Raw genomic sequence first — 20,604 nt, 5'->3', positions numbered from 1 at the left:
GACAGTGAGTATGCCTAATAGTATGAAGTATATTGGTGAAAAATTAAAATCTCTCAAGCTGGAAATAGCAGAAGAAATCGCAGGGATGTATAAAGAAAAATATAATATAGAATATACAAAACTCTCGAAAGAAAAAATGAATGGGCATATAGCAGAGCTCGTTACGATGTTTGCTGAAGGTTTTATCGAGGGAGGTTCTGCTGCCAGACTGCAGGAAGTACATAATTGGGGAAGAGAATTCGGCAAGGAGGCTTCAGGGCTGGAACTTTCACCGGAAAGGGCGATTTTAGTAGTGCCTATACTTCGTAAAGTGGTGTACAAATACATTCGGGAAGAATTTGCAGAAGGCAGCCACACCTTCGATCAGTACTACGAGGTAGCTGACACTATAAATCCTCTGATTGATAAAGCTATCTATTCCTTCACTCAATCGTACGTCGAACGTAACGAACGAAAAATTCAGGAGGCCAAGGATGAAATTTTGAATTTATCAGTTCCGGTCGTGCCGCTGACAAAAGAAGTAGCGATCCTTCCTATTATTGGTCATATCGATTCAAAAAGGTCGCAGGAGCTTTTAAACCAGGCGCTCCTGAAAGGACAGGAGTTAAAATTGTCCGCCCTTATTCTGGATCTTTCGGGTGTGCATTTAATCGACACGTATGTTGCACAGAATCTTTTTCAGCTGAATGATGCTCTGCAGCTCATAGGGGTACAGGTTATATTTTCCGGGCTGCGGCCGGAGCTGGCTCAGACGCTCGTTAACCTGGGAATTTCATTTGACCATATGACAGTAGTTAATTCTCTGCCGCAGGCTCTGAAGAAAACCGGACTCTCAGTTAACGCTGACAGATAAAACAGGAGAAATTAAGAAAGGGGAGAAATGCGTTGGAATTTACACAATATGAACGGGCAGGCGACCTCCTTCTTGAAATAGGTTCTTATCTGGAGGAAAGAGAAGTAGAGAATAACCTTCCTCTGGGAGTTCTGAAACAGCTTCACCGGGAAGAAAAAGAAAAGAAACAGTCTACAGCTTTTATTGCTGAAGCGAGAAAAGATAATAAGCCGTGTGCTGTTTTAATTCAGACGCCGCCAAGAAAAATGATTGTGTGTGGGAAGACGGAGGCCATGAGGGAAGCAGCAGAATGGCTTTTCTTCCTATCCAAAACAGTCCCAGGCGTTGTAGGTTGTGAAAGTGCAGCAGAGGCATTTGCAAAAGCGTGGACAGAAATTTCCGGTAAAGAAGCTGTTCTGGTAAAAGAGCAGTTTATATACAAACTGGAAAGAGTTGATGAGTTTGAACAGCCCCCGGGAAAGCTGACGTATGCAAGTGAAGATGATACAGCCCTTGTTATGGCATGGACGGAAGACTTCGTGATGGGTTCTCTCAGGGAAGAGGACGTGAAAAAACTGGAGGAGACGGTACTGGATCAGATCCGCCGAAACGAAGTATATTTATGGAGAGATGAAGATCACGTGCCGGTTTCGATGGCTAAAAGAACACGGGAGCTGACGAACGGCGTAGTCGTTAATTACGTATATACTCCGGAGGAATATGAAAATCAGGGGTTTGCTACAGCCTGTGTCGGAGCTATGGCAGGAAGGCTGCTTGATGAAGGTTTTGAATTCTGCAGTGTAAATACAGATATCGAAAACGAGGCTTCTAAAAATGTTTATCAAAAACTTGGTTTTGTCCGGATAGGGAGATCGCTGGAGTTTGATTTCAAATAAAGCTGATCCGGCTTTCTCTAAAGAAAAAGTGCCGATATTAAAAGAACCAGCCGTCCCGATACAGGGCGGCTGGTTTAACTGCTTATAAGATAGTTTAATAAGTGTTTTTTGTTCAGGGCAGGTCGAGTATCCCTGCTATTTAACAATGAATATATTCAGAGGGGGATATACTGGACTTATTCTGTCCGGTCAGATCCGCTGCTGTGAAGTGATTCCAAAGCTTTGACCCGCTCTTCAAGCTCTACTACACGGGACTTTACTGCTTCATGATCTTCCAGTGAAACGACATTTAATCCTTCAAGAAACTCCCGCACCCGTTCCCTCGTACGACGGTTCCAGTCTTCTTCGGTTTCTTCTCCTTTTTTGATCAGATTTTCATAAAGTTCATCTGCTTCGGCAGGAGTGACCTTTCCTTTAGCCATCAGTTCATCCAAATACTTATCCACTCTCTCCTTACTTGAAACTGCAGCTCCGAGCCCGAGAAGAAATCCGGATTTAATAAGGTTATTCATGCTTATCCCTCCATAGGTTAAGAATTTTCCTTGAATTTTGCTACCCATCTTTTATGCCGGTAAATAACAGTGAAAGCGGATATGATACTGACTCCTGCAAATGAAGCTGCAGAATACAAAAGAATCATATGTTCGATCCAGATTCCGATAAAAAGAAACGGAAGAGAACTGAACACGGTCATTCCAAAACCCGCATACAGCCATAAAAACCGCTGGTGGCTGAACTGGCGGAACTGTTTCCGTTCCTCTGAACGCCGCTGGTAATTTGGAGCCTCCAGCCATTCATTAAAGTTACGGGGAATGGAGAGGGCAGGTTTCAGGGAATCTTTCAGCAGAGCGGCCTGAAGACTTCCTTTTTTCTCATCTGCTTCTTCCAGCCATTCTGAAACTACCGGCCTGCCAAGCTCGATAAAATCAATGTCCGGGTCAATAATAGTTAATACCCCGAGACCAATGGAAGCTGCTCTCCCGAGAAATGCGAATTCTGCCGGAAGCTGAATAGGCTGCTCCCGTACGATTTTTTGCATATCAGCGAAAATTTGTTCTACAATTTCCTGATCGAGTTCAGAAATATCAGAAGATAAATACATATTAACATAATTCCTGAGAACAGACTCAAGCTTTGATTTATTCGCGTGGGGAAGCAGAAAGCCGAGCTGCTGAAGCTCATCAATGACAAGCTGATAGTCGTCGAGGACGAATCCCTGAATCATCCGTCGGATGCTTGCGGAATCTTCCCTCGTAATGTAGCCGACCATTCCAAAATCGAGAATGACGATTAATCCTTCCTTTGTAATAAGAATGTTCCCCTGATGTGGATCTGCATGGAACCGTCCCTGGTCCAGAAGCTGATCCACAAAAAACTGAAATAGTTTTTCAGCAGTTGCTGTTCTGCTGATACCATTTTCCCGTAGAAAGGTAAGGTCTGTTACTTTTCTTCCTTCCGCCCATTCCATAACAAGAACTCTCCTCGTGGAGTGCTCTTCGTAGAATTGGGGGATATAGTAAGAATCGCTGCCTGAAAAGCGTCTCTGAAAGTTCTGCGCATTTCTGATCTCTTTGTAATAGTCAAGTTCATCTCCGATAACTTGGACAACTTCTTTATACAGAGCGGACGTATCAATTTCACGGCCGAATTTAGTGAAAGTTTTTGTGATCCAGAGAACGATGCGCAAGGCTTTAAAATCTGTTTTGAAAATGCGGTCAATTTTAGCCCGCTGTATTTTAACGGCGACTTCCTGACCGTTGTGAAGCTTTCCTTTATAAACTTCTCCAATGGAGGCGGAGGCTGCGGGAGTGCTGCTGATCTCTGAGAGTCTGCTGCTTACCGGCTCTCCCCACTCCTCTTCTAGTATTCCCATGGATATTTTCGGATCGAGAGAAGGGACCTTATCGATCAGATCGGAAAGTTCTTTTATGAAAACATCAGGCATAATATCTGCCCGGGTACTTAAAAACTGACCGACTTTAATCATCAGGCCTTCAAGTTTAAGTGCTTTTTCTCTATATTCCCCGGCCTGTTTCTGTACGAGTCTTTCCCAGCTTTCTTCTGTCTGCGTGTCCCATGCAGGATGGCGTTTGTTAAAGATGTAAAGCTGGATAACAAATTTAACAAACATGTAAACGATAACTGCTATACGGTAAAAAGAATTATTTTTCATCCCATCCCTCCTGACGGCCAGATTATCCTTTTACTCTTTACCCTAATACGAACTGATTTATACAGAAAGAATTTGATTTGGGTAATTTCCTGAGAAAAAGTACTTTTTCGTGTAGAAGTCTGCAGGGCAAGGTTTCCCTTAACAATGAAGAAGATGGATCCTTTTACAACGAACAGCCAATAGAATCATTATTTCATCAAAAAAACCGATCAACAAGTAAAAAAAGCCGGTGCGTGCTGCACCGGCTTTTTCTCTGGTATCGAAAAGTGATTATTGTTCCTCTTTAATTATTGACCTTTTAGCAAGTGTTTTTCCATATATCAGCGTCAGTACGAATGGTACGATCAATGCAATAAGCATACCGATAAAGAAGGCAAGCCAGTATTGAGGAATAATGGATAATATCCCTGGAATTCCTCCGACACCGATGGATTCAGCAAGAACCCCGTTTATAGCGATAAACATCCCTGCGATAGAGGCACCTATAATGGCGCAGATAAACGGAAACTTAAACCGGATATTAACACCGAACATGGCAGGCTCCGTTACCCCGAGGTAGGCAGATAAAGCAGAAGTACCTGACAGCCCTTTAATGTTGTCATTACGGCTGACAAACATCATTGCAAGCGCAGCTGAGCCCTGGGCGATGTTGGAAAGTGCAAGAATCGGCCATAAAAACGTTCCATCGCCTGTACCTGTGAGCTGCAGGTCAACTGCAAGGAAGGCGTGGTGCATACCAGTAACAACAAGTGGAGCGTAGAGAAGTCCGTAAACAAAGCCGCCAAGTGCAGGAAGGACATCGAAAAGCCAAGTGAATACACCCGTAATACCGTTACCGAGTGCGAAAGTGATTGGGCCAATAATAACAAACGTAAGAAGACCTGTTACAAGAAGTGCTACTGGGGCAACGACCAGAAGCTGAATGGCGTCCGGAATTCGTTCACGGAGCCAGAGTTCCAGCTTGGCAAGCACAAAAGAAGCAAAAAGGACTGGAAGGACCTGGCCCTGATAACCGATTGCTTCCACGTCAAAACCAAATAAATTCCATACAGGCACTTCGCCTGCTTCCTGAGCATCAGCATAGGCCCACGCGTTAAGTAAATCAGGATGAACAAGAATAAGTCCAAGGACAATACCGAGCAGATCGCTTCCGCCAAAACGCCGGACGGCCGACCAGCCGATTAATGCAGGCAGAAAGGCAAATGCGGCGCTTGCGATAATTTCTATCATATCGGCAAGTCCGGCCCACTGAGGGTACATTTCTACAAGTGAAAGTTCTTCATCAAAAATACCCGGACCTGCGAGAACGTTGTTCAGGCCGAGGAGCAGACCAGCAGTTACTATCGCTGGAAGGATCGGTATGAATATGTCTGCAAGCAGCTTAACAGCCCGCTGGAGCGGGTTCATTTTTTTAGAAGATGCATCTTTAACATCGTCTTTGGATGCTTCACCGATATTTGTAAGCTCCATCATGTCCCGGTAGACCTGATCCACTGTACCCTGGCCTATAATGACCTGGAATTGATTGTTAGCAGAAAAAGATCCTTTAACAATGTCTACTGCTTCAAGTTTATCGGTATCAACCAGATCTTCATCCTTCAGTGCAAGACGGAGCCGGGTAACACAGTGAGTGGCTTTTTCAATGTTATCTTCGCCGCCCAGTGCTTCCAGTATCTCATGCACCTGCTTTTCATATTTCGCCATTGCAGTACCCTCCTAAACCGTTTTCATTATAAGAAAAGTGACAGGTTGTATATACAACTTATAAAGTTCATTATAAGTTGTATATACAGGTTTTGCAACCGTTTTAATTCCTCCTTTCATGGAAGTAGTATCCTTTTTTTCTTTCCCTGAATAAAGAAAGAGTAATCCGAATACATGAGGACAGAAAAAAACCGCCGGTACAGACCACAGCGGTTTTAAACAGCTCTTCCAGAGAAGATAATATTCATTTTAATCAGGCGCCGGATAATGAGCAGAGCAAAAAGCATAAACGTTGTAAAGCCTATCCAGTAAGAAAGAATACGAAGAGCAGCAGCCCCCCACGGTGCTAGAGAGGAAACGATCATTCCGCCAAAAAAAGAAATCAGCACCGTGAGAATAACAACAAGGACAGGATTCATTTTTTTGAACATAAGAAATTCACCATTGTATTCAAGGTTGTTTTTCGTGTAAAGAACGGTGCCGCTCCATAGGCAGACAGCTGTAAATAACACAGCAGATATAATACCCGGAAGGCTGCCTATTGATCCTGCCGCATAAAAAAAGGGCGTCGCGTATTCTATCCACTGCGGATGGCTCCCGATATGAAACAAAAAGAAGTCATGAACCTGCATGAACTCCTGGATAAGGGTAAATATAATTATCGGAAGGAAGCCAAAAATAAAAGTCAGAACAATCTGCGACACCATCTCTCCAGTAATAGACCCGACAAGCAGAGAAAAGGAGAAGAAAAAGATATAGCCGAGAAGAGGCGCCCAAAAAATTTCGATCGAAGAAACAAGAGATAATGCTTCCCGGAACTCGGACTGGTAAATAATAAGATAGGCAGGAAGAAAATTCATAATAAAGAATATACTTATTGCAGCTGTCCCGAGAGCCCACTTCGCAAGAAAGAGAGAACTCCTGCTGTAAGGCAATGAAAAAGTAAAGTCACTGCGGCGGGTATTCCGCTCAAGGCCGATAAGAAGAGAAGCGAATATTACTATGGCAGCCGCAAGGAAAATCGTGAACATTCCCTGCGAAAAGATCTGCATAACATCCCATGCCTGTACTTCGTAAACATACTCTTCCGAATAAGTTGTTCTTTCTGCCCTTTCCTGCCAGGATTCAACAGATAAAATAGCCTGAAGCGGCATTTGAACTACAAAAAGAGCAAGCAGAATCCAGATAAGAAATTTTGACTGTTTGTAATTTTGAAACCAGAGTGCTTTGTTAAACATCATCCGGACCTCCAAGCTTTGCTACAAAATAATCCTCCAGGGACATGGGGAGCTCTTCGTAAAAAAGCGGCCTGCTGTCTGATATTTTTTCTTCAAGGGGCCTGCTGCCACGCGGGATAAGAACAGTATAAACTTTCCCTGTTTTATCGAGTACTTCCAGTTCGTTTTCCAGAGTTTCAGGCATTTTTCCTGCAAAAGCAAGCTGGATTTTTTTGTATTGATTTTTCATCGTGTCGAGTTCGTAATGGCTGTCCACTTTTCCTTTTTTTATAAATATTACTTCGTTTACCATAAACTCCAGCTCATCAAGCCGGTGAGAGGAGATAAGGACAGCCAGTCTGCGGTCGGATACTTCCTCGACAAGAAGCTGAAGTACCTGCTTTTTGACGATAACGTCCAGTCCGTCCGTTGGTTCATCCAGTAAAATATAGGAAGCTCCTGTAGCAAAAGCTGTAATAAGTGTAAATAGAGCTTTTTGTCCTTTAGAATAATTACCTATTTTGGAAATCTGTGAAAGCTTAAATCGTTTCATTAATGAAAAAAGGTAGGATGTGTCGAACTCAGGATAAATATTTTTGTATAAGTAAATAAGTTCTTTTGTACTGTAATTTTTTAAAGCTTCTGTCGAGTCAGGAACAAAAATAATCTGTTTTTTAATTTCCGGGTGTTTAAAGATATCGAGCCCGTCGATATAAACACTGCCTCTCGTAGGGGTCAGTATACCGGCGAGTGAACGGAGAAGCGTCGTTTTTCCAGAACCGTTCCTGCCTACAATACCTATAATACTTCCGGGTTCAACCGAGAAGTCAATATCGACAAGAATCGGCTTATGGTGTATATGCTTGGAAATATGCTGAACCCTCATTGCTGCGTATCCCTCATTTCCCTGTACGACTGTTCGGTCCATTCCAAAAACCGCTCCCGGCTCACTCCCGCAAAGTGACAGTCCACAATCAGCTGTTTCAGTTCATCCTGCAGTTTTTTCTGCTTCTCAGGAGGTGCAAAAGGAGGGGGAGAAGTTGATACGAATGTTCCTTTTCCCTGTATCGTCAAAAGAAGGCCTATTTTTTCCATCTCCTGGTAGGCTTTGCTTACTGTATTCGGATTGACTACCATCTGTGATGACAGTTCTCTGATGGAGGGAAGTTTTTCACCCGGCTGCAGGATACCTGCAGAACACATATTTTTGACCTGATAAATAATTTGTTCATATAAGGGAGTACTGCTTCTTGGATCAATTCGAAAAAGCATATGTGTCTCCTTCAGTGTATGACGTATACTAATACACTTCAAACGTATTACAGCCCCCGGCATTTGTCAAATACTGCTTGCCCGACAGCCTAGCAGGGGAAAGAACCTCTTTTGTATGAAGGAAACGACAGGATAAGCCTGTTTATTAGAACGGGAAACTTCTTTATTATCGTGTTGAAGCCGCAGGGACGATTGCTGCAGGGAAAGGCTCCCACAGAAGCGAAAACAAACAACCTTCTTTATAAAAAAATGTGCAGAAACTGGAAAAGCCTTCATGAACATTTAGTCATGAAGGCTTTTCATTAAAGTAATATTATCTGTTTTTTGTGATTCGGTCTTCCTTACCACCGTTGTCATCTTCTGAAGGAGCTACTTCTTCTGCCTGCTGTAGAAAAGCAGGTGTTTTACCAACAGCTCCCCATACAAAAACGATGACTACACTAAGCACAAGAACAAGTACAGGGGCAACAAATATTAAAAAGTCCTGCATATCCATCGTATGCACCTCCTCAGTTATTTTTTTCCTTCCACATAGTCTGCGTCAAAGAGAAAGAGGCGCATAAGCAGATAGAGGGAAGGAATCAGCAGCAAAAACCCTCCGACAAACGCCGCAATAAGCGAAATTGCCATAGTTTCATTCGTGAATCCATCATAAATAGTCAGATAAGGATACAGAAGATACGGCAGATGGGAAGCACCATAGGCAAAAAAGGCAGCGAAATACTGAACCATAACTAATATAAAGGCGGTTCCGTACATTTTTCGTTTCCATATTAAATATACAGCGCCGAGAAATGCGATGAACGAAATGGCAAACATCCACCAGAGATCCACCATCCCCATAAAATGTTCTTCGTTCCTCTGGCCAAGCAGAAAGAAAACAACTATTCCCATAATTATTGAAGGGAAAGACCAGAATAGAGCATACTTGCGGAGCAGTTCCAGTGCGTTAAAGTCTTTTGCCCGTGAAGCATAATACGTCAGAAAAGCCGCGGAAATAAAGAGCACACTGACGATCGCCAGAACGACTACACCCCAGGAATAAAGGCTTCCGAAAAGCTCTCCATATAAAAGCTGGACACTGCCGTTCTCAACAGTAATATATCCACCTTCTGAAATGGTGAGAACCGTTGTAAGGGAAGCGGGGATCAGCAGCCCTGTAGCCCCGTATAAAAAGCTGAAAAAATCACTTTCCTCTGCTCCGTAGGTAGCAAATGCGTAATACGAACCCCGGATCGCAAGAAGGATAATAGCCACGCTGCCCGGAATGAGCAGCGCTGTCCCGTAATAATAGGCTGTATCCGGAAAGAAGCCGACGATTCCTATAAAGAAAAATACGAGGAATACGTTCGTAACCTCCCAGACGGGGGAAAGGTAACGCTGAATGACGCCATGAATAATATGATCTTTTTTCGTTTTTTTAGAGTAGTAGCTGAAAAATCCGGCACCAAAATCAACCGATGCTACAATTAAATAGCCGTACAAAAACAGCCACAGTACAGTAATCCCGACTACTTCGTAAGTCATCTTTCCACCTCAACTCTCCACCACGTTTTGAAATTATACTTCATAATTTGTAATTCCTCTTTTACGCATTTCCCGTTCGACCGGGTTCCGCTTAAACATTTTACGGAGTACAAAAACAAAGGTAACGCCGAGTACGGTGTAAAGAATAGCAAACAGGATAAGCATTAAGCCGACATGATCGGATGTAGTGGCAGCTTCGGATGTACGCATGAAACCGTTCAATATCCATGGCTGTCTTCCTACCTCGGTGAATATCCAGCCGGATTCCATCGCGATGAGGGAAAGAGGACCTCCGGCTGCGATCATGATAAGCAGTGGTTTATTAAATGCATTCCAGCGTCCGCTCCAGTTTATTACAGCAAACAGTACGCTGACAAATGCCAGATACATACCGATAAAGACCATCAGATCAAAGAAATAGTGGACAAATAACGGCGGCAGAACGTCTTCATCAAAATCGTTCAGCCCGGTAACTTCCGTATCCGGTGAAAATCCTGCAAGAATGCTTAATGCGTAAGGGATTTCCAGTGCATACTTTACTTCGTTATCCTCTGTCAGTACACCCCCGAGAATGAGCGGAGCTTCTTCTTCCGTTTCAAAATGCCACTCTGCAGCAGCAAGCTTTTCCGGCTGGTATTCGTGAAGATACTTTCCGGAAAGGTCACCGATGAGAGCTGTGGCTACCGCAAATACAGCAGCAGAAACCATTGTAAGGTGCAGTGCTTTTTTGTGGTAAACAGATTTATTACCCTGCAGTATTTTAACAGCAGCAATCATTCCGAGAATAAAGGCAGAAGTCAGATAACAAATGATAATAACGTGCGAAATTTTTGTCGGTGTAGCCGGATTGAACATCGCCTCCAGCGGATTAACATTTGTAATGACGCCCTGCACAACCTCAAATCCCTGTGGAACATTCATGAAGGCGTTAACTGTCGTAATGAAGAAAGCACTGGCGGTCGCTCCGATAACTACAGGAATAAGCAGCAGGAAGTGACGCATTTTAGTTTTGAAGCGGTCCCAGGTGTACAGGTAAATACCGAGGAATATAGCTTCGAAGAAGAACGCGAATACTTCCATGAACATAGGCAGGCCGATCGTATGTCCGGCAGCCTGCATGAAGTTCGGCCATAACAGACTGAGCTGCAGTCCTATTGCCGTTCCGGTAACTACCCCTACAGCCACGCTGACAACAAAACCTCGTGCCCATCGTCTTGCCATTAACGTATAATGAGGGTCATTGCGCTTAATTCCCATCCACTCAGCGATCGCAATCATTAAAGGGATTCCTACGCCGATAGTAGCGAAAATGGCGTGAAAACCGAGTGTCAGGTAAGTTAATATTCTGCTCAAGAGGACCGGATCATTATCAAATATCATGGTGTCTCCCCCTCTGTAAAAATTAAAGTTCTGGCTGATAAACAGCAGTAAGTTTATAATAATAAATATAATTAAGCAGGTTGATAGGGGTAAACCCCCAAACATTGTGAATTTGTGAGCAAAATATGAACAACGTTTTAAAAAACTGTGAACGGAGGCGTGACAGTTAATGAGAGTTTTAATAGGAGTCAATCACGCATTAATGAGATACGGTTTAATTCAGCTTATTAAAGATGTTCACGAAGTTGAGTATATTGTAACAGCTGAATCAAAGGAAGAGGTATTAAAAGCTCTTAGAAAATATCCGTTTGATTACTTGTTTATTCATGAAGCAATACCGGGAGCCTTAAACTTTTCTTCTATTGTTCAGGAAGGAGAGCCAGAGCTCCATATAGTATTTATTGCCGAAAGCTCCGTTAACGAAATGAAGCAGAGGGTGTCGGTTGTTCAGGAGTCAATGGATATCGACAGCTGGATGCGTGCACTGACAAGAATTATGAAAGGTGAAAGAATCCGAAGATCTGCAGTTCAGGAAGAGCTGGAAATGGCCGGGGGATTGTCTTCACGGGAAACAGAGGTCTTTCAGCTGAAACTGGAAGGTTATTCTGTCAGGGATTCTGCGCGTTTTCTCGGTATCAAATCGAAAACAGTAGAAAACCACCGGAGAAACATTTCGAAAAAATTACATTTAAAGTCAAACAAAGACTGGATAAAAAAAGGGAGAGAGCTTGGATATTTGTAGGTGGAAGCAAAAGAGCCCGTTTATAAAGTTATCTTTTCAGAATATTTATTCCAGTCAGGGTATAAGCTCCTCCTCTTACCGGTGGAAACTTGCGGTGGGGCTGGCCTTCAGCTATTTTTTCCCGTTACGTAAACTGTCCAACTGCCATAAGAACCCCTCCTTTTATGTAGGAGTGTCCAAGATAAGGGGGGCACTCCTACATAAAAGAAAGCGGGAAGATCCTCCCGGCCGTCAAGGAGGCCGCGTGCGCAGCAGGTAAAAAGAGCTGCAGGCACAAATGTTGAAAATGCCGATAAAACGGGCTTTAATAGATAAAGTCTGCTGTTTTAATTTAGGTGTATTAGAATATAAAGCTCGTTTTCACCAAGTTTGGTTAAGATCCCGGAGCTTTAACAGAGCCTATCGAAAAAACGGCTTCAATAAGGAAGGTTTTCATGTATAACATAATAAGAATTAACCTTTGTAGTATAATCTACAATTTGTACCTTCCCTCTTTAATATCCATGGAGCGGCGAATCAATAATAGATAAAAGAGGCACGCTGTTAAAAACAAGAAGGGAATGAGGCTGGGAAAAGGAAAGGCTGGGGCGGCAACCTCGTCCGATAAGGCATAGTTTTGTTTTGTTCTCACATAGCTTATTCCAGTAAACAGTAAGTTGAACCCTAGGTAAGACTGAATAGTTAATAACAATAAAACAATTAAATAAAATTTTCTCATTAAAAAAGCGTTAAAACGATTCATCTACGGCACCTCAATGATGTGATTATTATGTAACTGCTTTAAATAATAAAGGTTAGTGGTGTGAAAATCTAAGTTATACATAAAATTCCCTCATGTAAGAACGTTCGTCATAGGATAAAAAAATCACATAAAAAAAACACCCTGCCCCTACCATAAAGGACTTTTTTTCATAAAAAAGAGGCTGTCTCAAAAGGGGCATAGAAACAGCCAGAATAGCACAAGTGGAGCCACCACCATGTTGTATTGGCATTTTTATCAATCGGATTCTGCGAGTCCGACTCTCTTCCCGAAAAACTGTTTTTCCCACAGATGGCGGCACGTAAATAAAGCGGTACTTCCAGTGGAAATGCGGGATCCTCCGGAAGGAAGAAAATCTACTTCCCAAAGAATATTATCTGAGGCGTCCCCTTCAGGCAGGTAAGTGGGACAAAATATTGTCCAATCGAGCCCGGAATCCTTCAGGGATTTAAAAACTGATGCATGCTCTTCCGCTGCCCTGGTCATTTTTCTTTTGGATTCTCCGGATTGAAAACGAAAAATGTCAGGGTTCGAGCGTGCCCGGAGAATTCCAGCCGTTCCAATCGTAACAATGCGCCTGATATTATAATGCTTCATCTGATGGATAATAAGAGGAACAGCTGCACTTAATGTATCTGATTTATCGGTCGAGAGTGCGCTGTAAACGAGGGAGGTATGTTCATCAAATACCTTGGCGAGATCATTTTCACTCCGGACTTCTCCCTGTACCACATGGAAGTGGGGATGTTCCGCTAGTGACGGGGGAAGTTTTTCAGGAGTGCGTACGAGAGCGGTTATCTCGTATCCTTCCTGCAGTAAACAAGCAGCAGCTCTGCTTCCCGTTCTTCCTGTAGCTCCAAACATCGTGATTTTCATTTTTAGAATCCTCCTGTAAGATGATATTATAACGGCAGATTAAACGGAGCCGGATGGTAAATAAAGCATACTTGTTCCTTTATAAGAAGCAGGTTTGTTGATTAAATGATCGGTGCAGAATAGTTATTTCAGTCTTTGGATGAGCTCTTTCACTTGCCCAGCCCGCCCGGAAATCGTCCCGGAAGGCGTAAGCAGGGCAGCGTATATCTATATACGCAAAAATACTTTGTCTACAGCCTGGCTTCTTCATAAGAAGCAGAGCTCGCTTAATGCGGTGTGAAAAATCCTGTGTACTTTCAGAAATGCCACTGGTCACTGCAAAAGGCAGATATTAAATCAGTGTAGCATGGAAAAATCAAAAATCAAAAAGAAGGTTATACAATGTTTGAAACTGTGGACGCCTGGATGCAGGTAATTAGAGAACCTATTATGAATGCGGCAAATCAAATGGAGTCACTTCCTCTTTTGTTTGCGTTTCTTCTCGGAGCTGTCGGGGCACTTGCTCCTTGTCAGCTGTCTGGGAATGTAAGCGCGATGACGCTGTATGGATCAAGTTCTTTGAATAAAAAAGCTGCCTGGAAAGAAGTTTTCTTTTTTATAACTGGCAAAGTTACAGCTTTTTCCGCCCTTGGACTTCTTGTCGTACTGCTCGGGCGGGAATTCCAGCGGCAGCTGCCTATTTTTTTTGAGCCGTTCAGATTGCTGCTTGGGCCGCTCCTTATCTTTATAGGCTTGTATCTTCTCGGATTGTTTTCCCTGAAATTTTTTGTGCCTTTCTGGAGAAAACGGCTTCCGGAAAAAAAGGGGGCCTGGGGTGCTTTTCTGCTCGGATTCAGTTTTTCGCTCGGTTTTTGTCCGACCATGTTTCTTTTATTCTTCGTTCTTCTGATGCCGGCTGCTGTCAGTGCAGGGTCCGGGTTTATCATGCCGTCAGTTTTTGCCGTCGGAACTTCTCTGCCGCTTCTCTTTGTTATTTTTGTCATCTGGTATTTGGAACTGGGGGGCAGTGCCGTTAAAAAAAGCAGAAAAGCCGGGGAAATAGTGCAGAAGGCTGCCGGAATCATCCTCATAGCAGCAGGACTGATAGACATACTTATCTTCTGGTAATGGAAAACTTTATTTACATTACCAGAAGTTTCTTTTATAATCATGTTAACAGCGGTAAACTGAACGATTGCTCAGTCAGTCCGCCGTTTTTCTTGCTTTGTTTTGTAAGCCCTTACATAAAAGAGAGGAGAAGATGTATAATGGATTTTTCATTAACAAAAGAACAGCGTATGATCCAGGAGATGGTGCGTGATTTTGCTGAAAAAGAAATTGCACCTAAGGCGGACGATATTGACAAAGAGGAGCGGTTTCCGGAAGAAGTTTTCAAGAAAATGGGAGAGCTTGGACTTATGGGGATTCCTTTTCCGGAAGAATACGGAGGTTCCGGAGGAGACACGCTCTCCTATATTCTTGCGGTGGAGGAGATAGGCAGAGTATGCGGAAGTACCGGATTGAGCTACGCGGCAGCTGTTTCTCTTGGATCCTCTCCTATTTATCACTTTGGCACGGAAGAACAGCGTCAGGAACATCTCGTCCCGCTTGCTTCAGGGGAGAGTCTTGCTTCTTTCGGGCTGACAGAGCCTAATGCCGGGTCTGACGCCGGCGGTACAAGAACGAAAGCAGAGAAGCGGGGAGACCGCTACGTTATCAATGGGGAGAAGTGCTGGATTACGAATGCTTCCTACGCACGCACGGTAACGGTCACAGCTGTAACCGGTGAAGATGACAGAGGTAAAAAGAAAATATCTGCATTTATTGTTCCGACTGATGCAAAGGGACTGACGATCCGCGCAGAATACGAGAAGATGGGCGTTAAAGGATCCAACACGACGGAGCTGGTTCTGGAAGACGTGGAAGTTCCGGAAGAAAATATTCTTGGAGATCCGGAAAAGGGATTCAACCAGTTTCTTTACACACTGGATGGAGGAAGAATATCGATAGCCTCGCTTGCGCTCGGTATCGGACGTGCAGCATATGAAGATGCGCTAAAGTACAGTAATGAAAGAAAACAGTTTGGCCAGCATATCGGCAGTTTCCAGGCTATACAGTTTAAGCTGGCGGATGTTGCCATGGAGCTGGAACTGGCAAGAAACATGATAGCTAAAGCTGCCTGGCTGAAAGATAATAAAAAACCGTTTAAAAAAGAAGCAGCTATGGCTAAGCTTTTTGCCTCTGAAGCAGCAACAAGAGCCTGTAATCAGTCCCTTCAGATTCACGGCGGATACGGCTACATGAGAGAGTATAAAATCGAACGTTATTTAAGGGATGCCAAGCTCATGGAAATCGGGGAAGGTACATCGGAAATTCAGCGTCTTGTTATTGCAAGAGAAATCGGCTGTCCGAGACAGTAAAGGAGCGGATACTATGATTAAAAAACTGTTAATCGCAAACCGTGGGGAAATTGCCTGCCGAATCATCCGCACGTGCAGAAAAATGGGTATTACAAGTACTGCTGTATACTCCGAAGCTGATGAAAAAAGCATGCACGTTCGTATGGCAGACGAGGCTGTTTTTATCGGGGGTTCCAGGGTTAAAGAAAGTTATTTAAACATGGACAATGTGCTGCAGGCGGCGAAAGATTACGGCGTGGATGCCATTCATCCGGGTTACGGCCTCCTTTCTGAAAATGCAGAATTTGCTGCTAAAGTGAAAGAAGAAGGAATTATCTTTATCGGTCCCGAAGAAAATATTATCGAGAAAATGGGGGATAAGATAGAAGCCCGCCAGGTAATGGAAAAAGCCGGTGTTCCCGTCGTACCCGGAGCAGTATTAGCTACAGCTGATGAAACCGAAGCAGTAAAAGCAGGAAGATCAATTGGGTATCCTCTTATGGTGAAAGCTGCAGCGGGAGGCGGCGGAATCGGAATGCAGAAAGTGGAGAATGAAGAAGAGCTCCATAAAGCCGTAGCTTCCGTTATTAAAAAAGCAGAAACATTTTTTGGTTCTGCCTCCTTATTTCTCGAAAAGTACGTGGAAGGGGCAAGGCATATTGAAGCTCAGGTGGCAGGAGATTATTCCGGCGGTATCAATGTAATCGGCACGCGGGACTGTTCAATACAGAGACGTCACCAGAAAGTAATTGAGGAAGCACCACCGCCAAACTTCTCAGCAGAAGGAGAAAAAGTACTCCGCACTGCCGCTGAAACAGCAGCAGGAGCACTTAACTACACAAATGCAGGAACCGTTGAATTTCTTGTGGATAAAGATGAAAGCGTTTATTTTCTCGAGATGAATACACGTCTTCAGGTAGAGCACCCGGTTACGGAAGAAACTTCAGGAATAGATCTTGTGGAATGGCAGATTCGTATTGCCATGGGGGAACGGCTTGAAGAGCTTCCATTAAAAAAAGACAGGGCAGCCTACTCACTTGAGGTACGTATTTATGCAGAGGACCCGAAGACTTTTTTCCCATCTCCGGGGAAAATTACAAAGTGGAAATTTCCGGAGGAAGAAGGAATCCGTTACGATGTCGGCTTCGATGAAGGGGATACAGTGACACCCTACTATGATCCGATGATTGGAAAAATTATCTGCAGTGGTGAAGACCGCCACAGCGTAATCACAAAGCTGGCAGACGTACTTGAACGGGCAGAAGTAGAAGGTATTAAAACAAACATCCCTATGCTGATCGACATATTAAAAGACCAGCGTTTTCAAAAGGGAGAAGTAACAACGCACTTTTTAATGCAGACTCAATAAGGAGGAACTACAATGGCAAAGATCATGACGACGATGGCAGGAAATGTATGGAAAATTAATGTGAAGGTAGGAGATCAGGTAACTCCGGGAGATGAAGTAGTCATTCTTGAATCAATGAAGATGGAAATTCCAATTGCGGCGGAGACAGAAGGAAAAGTTGCTGAAATTCTCGTCGAGGAAGGAAGCTTCGTGAATGAGGAAGAAGTAATCGTGAAGCTTGAAGATTAAGGAGGGGGCGCTGTGAGTATGCCGAGTAACGTCATACTTAAGGAGGTTGGTCCACGGGACGGCCTTCAAAATGAATCTTCCATTGTTTCAACTGAAAAAAAGATTGCATGGATCGATAAACTGGTGGATGCAGGGCTGAAATATATTGAAGTCACATCGTTTGTTTCACCGAAATGGATTCCGGCGCTTGCGGACGCAGACGATGTTTTCCGCTACTTAAAAAGGAAGCAGGGAGTCACTTACGCGGCGCTCGTTCCGAATGCCCGTGGACTGGAAAGAGCGTTAAGAGCGGACGTGGACGAAGTGGGGATTTTCATTTCAGCGAGCGACACGCATAATCGCCGAAACGTCAATAAATCTATAGAAGAAACACTTCCTGTTTTAAAAGAAGTAGTCAGGACAGCCAAAGAACAGGGAAAAACGGCAAGAGGATATTTGTCTACAGTGTTCGGGTGTCCATATGAAGGGCGGGTCCCCGTCAGCCAGATAGAAAAAATCAGTCATGAACTCCTCGAGATGGGTATAGACGAATTATCTCTCGGGGATACGATCGGTGTTGCCAACCCTAAACAGGTAAAACAAATTGTCAGGCAGCTGAAAGTTACTATTCCTACCGGGAGGATGGCTCTCCATCTTCACAATACGAGAGGACTTGCGCTTGCCAATATCGTTGCGGGACTGGAAGAAAACATACAAATTTTTGATGGAGCAGCCGGTGGACTGGGGGGCTGTCCGTATGCGCAGGGGGCTACAGGGAACGTGGCCACCGAAGACGTGCAGTATTTGATGCAGTCTCTCGGTATCGAAACAGGCGTGGATTTGAAAAAATTAGTGGAGGCTGCACAGTTTATTGCGCCGCACATCGGCACAGACCTCCCGAGTTATCAGCTGCGCCTGACAGATGAGGAGGGGGATGGAGCATGATACGCACCGATATAAGCGAAGGAACAGCAGTACTGACTCTGGACCGGCCGGAAGCTGCCAATGCTCTGTCACGTCAACTCGTCGAAGAAGCGGCAGAAATACTTAATGAGTGGAAGAAAAACCCTGAAATCCGTTCTGTCATTTTGACTGGAAGTGGGGAAAAAGTTTTTTGTGCAGGAGCAGACTTAAAAGAACGGGCTGAAATGAAACCGGAGGAAGTCTGGCGGGCAGTGCAGGGAATACGTTCTTTTGTAGAAACCATCTATCAGATGCCGCAGCCGGTTATAGCCTCACTGAACGGAGCAGCTCTTGGGGGCGGGCTGGAGCTGGCACTCGCCTGCGATTTCAGGATCGGTCAGGATAAAGCTGCGTTTGCCCTGACGGAAACCGGGCTCGGAATTATTCCCGGAGCAGGAGGAACGCAGAGACTTCCGAGGCTGATCGGTGAGCAGAAAGCCAAGGAAATGATTCTGACCGGGAAAAAATATACAGCGCAGGAAGCTGTGGAGTCAGGACTTCTCCTTAAAGCGGTTCCTGCTGCCGAACTTGAATCCGAAAGCAGGATACTCGCAGAGACAGCAGGGGCCAGGGCTCCTCTTGCCAATAAATTTGCCAAAGCAGCCATAAATGAAGGGCTTCAGTGTTCACTGGAAAAAGGGCTGGAAATTGAACAGAAGCAGTATGAAAAAACGATTTATACTGAAGATCGAATGGAAGGTCTGAAGGCATTTAAAGAAAAAAGAAAACCCGTATTCCGCGGGAAATAAAAGGCAGGTGCTCAGAAATTGATGAAACTGGATAAATCATGGGAAGAACGAATACAGGAAATCGAGCACGGCGGGCTTAAAAAATATCACGAAGCTAACGCCCAGAAAGGAAAAATGTTTGTCCGGGAAAGGCTCCGTCTTTTATTCGATAACGGTGAATGGACGGAAGACGGTAAATTTGCCAATGCAGAATCAACAGGTCTTCCAGCCGACGGGGTAATTACAGCTATTGGAAAAGTTCATGGGAGAACTGTATGCGTTATGGCTAACGATTCGACTGTTAAGGCAGGCTCCTGGGGAGCAAAAACGGTGGAAAAAATCGTCCGGATTCAGGAAACCGCAGCAAAGCTGAAGGCACCAATGTTTTACCTGGTTGACAGTGCCGGTGCAAGAATTACGGATCAGGTGGAAATGTTCCCTGGAAGGCGCGGAGCAGGACGTATTTTTCATAATCAGGTGAAGCTTTCGGGAATGGTACCGCAGGTCTGTCTCCTTTTCGGACCATCAGCGGCCGGTGGAGCCTATATACCGTCTTTTTGTGATGTTGTATTTATGGTGGAAGGAAATGCTTCGATGTACCTCGGTTCTCCACGAATGGCGGAAATGGTAATTGGAGAAAAAGTAAGCCTGGAAGAAATGGGAGGAGCCCGTATGCACTGCTCCGTATCAGGGTGCGGGGATGTACTTGTAAAAGATGAAACGGAGGCGCTTGAAAAAGCAAGAGCTTACTTTACGTATATGCCTGATCATTTTGAAGCAGCGCACCGGAAGCAGGAATCCATGCCGCCGCTTGAAGTGGACCTGGAAAACCTGATTCCGGAAAATCAGAACATGCCTTTTGATATGCTTAAATTTATCGAAGGGATCGTTGATAAGGAATCCTTTTTCGAAATAAAAGAACTTTTTGCAAAAGAGCTGATTACCGGATTTGCCCGGCTGGACGGCCGTAATATCGGAATTATTGCTAATCAGCCGAAACAAAAAGGCGGAGTGCTTTTCCATGATTCAGCAGATAAAGCGGCACGTTTTATTACGCTCTGCGACGCATTTGAAATTCCTATATTGTTCCTTGTCGACGTACCCGGCTTTATGATCGGCACAAAGGTGGAACGGGCCGGTATCATCCGCCACGGAGCAAAAATGGTAGCCGCAATGTCGTCAGCCACTGTGCCAAAAATCTCTGTCATTGTTCGTAAAGCTTATGGAGCCGGCCTTTATGCAATGGGCGGACCTGCGTTCGAACCGGACAGCTGTATTGCGCTTCCGTCGGCACAGATTGCCGTTATGGGACCCGAAGCGGCTGTAAACGCTGTTTATGCTAACAAAATTGCAGAGCTTCCGGAAGCTGACCGTCCGGCTTTTATTGCTGAAAAAAGAAAAGAGTACCAGGAGAACATCGACATTTACCGGCTGGCTTCTGAAATGATTGTGGATGATGTAATCCCGGCAGACAGGCTGAGGACTGCTCTTGTCGACCGGTACGATCTATATGAAAACAAAGAAGTTATATTCTCGAAAAGAAAACACGCGGTATATCCAGTTTAATCGGAGGTGGAACA

General features: G+C 44.3%; 20 protein-coding genes. 10 read left to right on the top strand and 10 right to left on the bottom strand.

All coding sequences use genetic code 11. From position 1 onward, the window contains the following. The first annotated feature begins 10 nt into the window (after positions 1-10). Together C6Y45_RS08385 and C6Y45_RS08380 are read left to right on the top strand one after the other, a co-directional pair. Positions 11-853 (top strand): STAS domain-containing protein, encoded by an 843-nt coding sequence (locus tag C6Y45_RS08385; protein WP_107584787.1) that lies wholly within the window; start codon positions 11-13, stop codon positions 851-853. A gap of 32 nt (positions 854-885) precedes the next feature. Then, a complete protein-coding gene (locus tag C6Y45_RS08380) occupies positions 886-1,728 on the top strand; it encodes a GNAT family N-acetyltransferase (RefSeq protein ID WP_107584786.1) in 843 nt (280 codons plus the stop codon). A 176-nt stretch (positions 1,729-1,904) separates the two neighbouring features. Here the strand turns inward: C6Y45_RS08380 and C6Y45_RS08375 are convergent, their stop codons facing one another. From C6Y45_RS08375 to C6Y45_RS08330, 9 genes are all read right to left on the bottom strand, one after another. Beyond that, positions 1,905-2,240: a phasin family protein gene (locus C6Y45_RS08375; RefSeq protein WP_107584785.1), complete on the bottom strand. Its 336-nt coding sequence runs from the start codon at positions 2,238-2,240 to the stop codon at positions 1,905-1,907. A gap of 17 nt (positions 2,241-2,257) precedes the next feature. Beyond that, positions 2,258-3,901, bottom strand: coding sequence for an ABC1 kinase family protein (locus C6Y45_RS08370; protein ID WP_107584784.1), 1,644 nt, complete (start codon positions 3,899-3,901; stop codon positions 2,258-2,260). Positions 3,902-4,171: 270 nt separating this feature from the next. Beyond that, complete coding sequence (treP, locus tag C6Y45_RS08365) at positions 4,172-5,605, bottom strand: PTS system trehalose-specific EIIBC component (RefSeq protein WP_107584783.1); 1,434 nt, start codon at positions 5,603-5,605, stop codon at positions 4,172-4,174. A 215-nt stretch (positions 5,606-5,820) separates the two neighbouring features. Further along, on the bottom strand, positions 5,821-6,843 hold the full coding sequence (locus tag C6Y45_RS08360) for an ABC transporter permease subunit (RefSeq protein WP_160058251.1): 1,023 nt from the start codon (positions 6,841-6,843) through the stop codon (positions 5,821-5,823). Next, positions 6,836-7,750 (bottom strand): ATP-binding cassette domain-containing protein, encoded by a 915-nt coding sequence (locus tag C6Y45_RS08355; protein WP_245922619.1) that lies wholly within the window; start codon positions 7,748-7,750, stop codon positions 6,836-6,838. Before C6Y45_RS08355 ends, C6Y45_RS08360 begins: the two co-directional genes overlap by 8 nt. After that, positions 7,705-8,094 carry a GntR family transcriptional regulator gene (locus C6Y45_RS08350; RefSeq protein WP_107584780.1) on the bottom strand — a complete coding sequence of 130 codons (390 nt, stop codon included), beginning with the start codon at positions 8,092-8,094 and terminating at the stop codon, positions 7,705-7,707. The genes C6Y45_RS08355 and C6Y45_RS08350 overlap by 46 nt, the downstream gene beginning before the upstream one ends. A gap of 313 nt (positions 8,095-8,407) precedes the next feature. Further along, complete coding sequence (gene cydS, locus C6Y45_RS08340) at positions 8,408-8,590, bottom strand: cytochrome bd oxidase small subunit CydS family protein (protein WP_107584778.1); 183 nt, start codon at positions 8,588-8,590, stop codon at positions 8,408-8,410. A 17-nt stretch (positions 8,591-8,607) separates the two neighbouring features. Then, a complete protein-coding gene (locus C6Y45_RS08335; protein WP_107584777.1) occupies positions 8,608-9,621 on the bottom strand; it encodes a cytochrome d ubiquinol oxidase subunit II in 1,014 nt (337 codons plus the stop codon). Positions 9,622-9,654: 33 nt separating this feature from the next. Then, positions 9,655-10,998 (bottom strand): cytochrome ubiquinol oxidase subunit I, encoded by a 1,344-nt coding sequence (locus C6Y45_RS08330; RefSeq protein ID WP_107584833.1) that lies wholly within the window; start codon positions 10,996-10,998, stop codon positions 9,655-9,657. A gap of 172 nt (positions 10,999-11,170) precedes the next feature. Here C6Y45_RS08330 and C6Y45_RS08325 point away from each other — a divergent pair, with 172 nt between their 5' ends. Beyond that, positions 11,171-11,743, top strand: a complete 573-nt coding sequence (locus C6Y45_RS08325) for a response regulator transcription factor (protein ID WP_107584776.1) — start codon at positions 11,171-11,173, stop codon at positions 11,741-11,743. Between the two features lie 997 nt (positions 11,744-12,740). Here C6Y45_RS08325 and C6Y45_RS08320 read toward each other — a convergent pair. Continuing rightward, complete coding sequence (locus C6Y45_RS08320) at positions 12,741-13,379, bottom strand: NAD(P)-dependent oxidoreductase (protein WP_107584775.1); 639 nt, start codon at positions 13,377-13,379, stop codon at positions 12,741-12,743. A 381-nt stretch (positions 13,380-13,760) separates the two neighbouring features. Here C6Y45_RS08320 and C6Y45_RS08315 point away from each other — a divergent pair, with 381 nt between their 5' ends. The 7 genes from C6Y45_RS08315 to C6Y45_RS08285 all read left to right on the top strand — a co-directional run bounded on the left by C6Y45_RS08315 (position 13,761) and on the right by C6Y45_RS08285 (position 20,590). Beyond that, complete coding sequence (locus C6Y45_RS08315) at positions 13,761-14,486, top strand: urease accessory protein UreH domain-containing protein (RefSeq protein ID WP_107584774.1); 726 nt, start codon at positions 13,761-13,763, stop codon at positions 14,484-14,486. A gap of 140 nt (positions 14,487-14,626) precedes the next feature. Beyond that, a complete protein-coding gene (locus C6Y45_RS08310) occupies positions 14,627-15,778 on the top strand; it encodes an acyl-CoA dehydrogenase (RefSeq protein ID WP_107584773.1) in 1,152 nt (383 codons plus the stop codon). 13 nt (positions 15,779-15,791) lie between these two features. Then, positions 15,792-17,126: an acetyl-CoA carboxylase biotin carboxylase subunit gene (locus C6Y45_RS08305; protein ID WP_107584772.1), complete on the top strand. Its 1,335-nt coding sequence runs from the start codon at positions 15,792-15,794 to the stop codon at positions 17,124-17,126. A gap of 12 nt (positions 17,127-17,138) precedes the next feature. After that, positions 17,139-17,354, top strand: a complete 216-nt coding sequence (locus C6Y45_RS08300) for an acetyl-CoA carboxylase biotin carboxyl carrier protein subunit (protein WP_107584771.1) — start codon at positions 17,139-17,141, stop codon at positions 17,352-17,354. An 18-nt stretch (positions 17,355-17,372) separates the two neighbouring features. After that, positions 17,373-18,278 (top strand): hydroxymethylglutaryl-CoA lyase, encoded by a 906-nt coding sequence (locus C6Y45_RS08295; RefSeq protein WP_107584832.1) that lies wholly within the window; start codon positions 17,373-17,375, stop codon positions 18,276-18,278. Next, entirely contained in the window at positions 18,275-19,045 is a 771-nt protein-coding gene (locus C6Y45_RS08290; protein WP_107584770.1) for an enoyl-CoA hydratase-related protein, read from the top strand. The genes C6Y45_RS08295 and C6Y45_RS08290 overlap by 4 nt, the downstream gene beginning before the upstream one ends. Positions 19,046-19,066: 21 nt before the next feature. Further along, positions 19,067-20,590, top strand: a complete 1,524-nt coding sequence (locus tag C6Y45_RS08285; protein ID WP_107584769.1) for an acyl-CoA carboxylase subunit beta — start codon at positions 19,067-19,069, stop codon at positions 20,588-20,590. The last annotated feature ends 14 nt before the right edge of the window (positions 20,591-20,604 follow it).

Origin of the sequence: Alkalicoccus saliphilus (genome assembly GCF_003044065.1) — a bacterium.
In the GTDB taxonomy this organism is placed as follows: Bacteria; Bacillota; Bacilli; order Bacillales; family Salisediminibacteriaceae; genus Alkalicoccus; species Alkalicoccus saliphilus.
This window is presented reverse-complemented; position numbering and strand designations above follow the sequence as displayed.

What these genes read in the sequence shown, in the direction of transcription:
- cydS (WP_107584778.1), bottom strand. Translation starts at nt 8,590, where the DNA reads ATGGATATGCAGGACTTTTTAATATTTGTTGCCCCTGTACTTGTTCTT.
- C6Y45_RS08360 (WP_160058251.1), bottom strand. Translation starts at nt 6,843, where the DNA reads ATGTTTAACAAAGCACTCTGGTTTCAAAATTACAAACAGTCAAAATTT.
- C6Y45_RS08355 (WP_245922619.1), bottom strand. Translation starts at nt 7,750, where the DNA reads ATGGACCGAACAGTCGTACAGGGAAATGAGGGATACGCAGCAATGAGG.
- treP (WP_107584783.1), bottom strand. Translation starts at nt 5,605, where the DNA reads ATGGCGAAATATGAAAAGCAGGTGCATGAGATACTGGAAGCACTGGGC.
- C6Y45_RS08385 (WP_107584787.1), top strand. Translation starts at nt 11, where the DNA reads ATGCCTAATAGTATGAAGTATATTGGTGAAAAATTAAAATCTCTCAAG.
- C6Y45_RS08295 (WP_107584832.1), top strand. Translation starts at nt 17,373, where the DNA reads ATGCCGAGTAACGTCATACTTAAGGAGGTTGGTCCACGGGACGGCCTT.
- C6Y45_RS08300 (WP_107584771.1), top strand. Translation starts at nt 17,139, where the DNA reads ATGGCAAAGATCATGACGACGATGGCAGGAAATGTATGGAAAATTAAT.
- C6Y45_RS08290 (WP_107584770.1), top strand. Translation starts at nt 18,275, where the DNA reads ATGATACGCACCGATATAAGCGAAGGAACAGCAGTACTGACTCTGGAC.
- C6Y45_RS08325 (WP_107584776.1), top strand. Translation starts at nt 11,171, where the DNA reads ATGAGAGTTTTAATAGGAGTCAATCACGCATTAATGAGATACGGTTTA.
- C6Y45_RS08370 (WP_107584784.1), bottom strand. Translation starts at nt 3,901, where the DNA reads ATGAAAAATAATTCTTTTTACCGTATAGCAGTTATCGTTTACATGTTT.
- C6Y45_RS08335 (WP_107584777.1), bottom strand. Translation starts at nt 9,621, where the DNA reads ATGACTTACGAAGTAGTCGGGATTACTGTACTGTGGCTGTTTTTGTAC.
- C6Y45_RS08350 (WP_107584780.1), bottom strand. Translation starts at nt 8,094, where the DNA reads ATGCTTTTTCGAATTGATCCAAGAAGCAGTACTCCCTTATATGAACAA.
- C6Y45_RS08310 (WP_107584773.1), top strand. Translation starts at nt 14,627, where the DNA reads ATGGATTTTTCATTAACAAAAGAACAGCGTATGATCCAGGAGATGGTG.
- C6Y45_RS08320 (WP_107584775.1), bottom strand. Translation starts at nt 13,379, where the DNA reads ATGAAAATCACGATGTTTGGAGCTACAGGAAGAACGGGAAGCAGAGCT.
- C6Y45_RS08315 (WP_107584774.1), top strand. Translation starts at nt 13,761, where the DNA reads ATGTTTGAAACTGTGGACGCCTGGATGCAGGTAATTAGAGAACCTATT.
- C6Y45_RS08375 (WP_107584785.1), bottom strand. Translation starts at nt 2,240, where the DNA reads ATGAATAACCTTATTAAATCCGGATTTCTTCTCGGGCTCGGAGCTGCA.
- C6Y45_RS08285 (WP_107584769.1), top strand. Translation starts at nt 19,067, where the DNA reads ATGAAACTGGATAAATCATGGGAAGAACGAATACAGGAAATCGAGCAC.
- C6Y45_RS08305 (WP_107584772.1), top strand. Translation starts at nt 15,792, where the DNA reads ATGATTAAAAAACTGTTAATCGCAAACCGTGGGGAAATTGCCTGCCGA.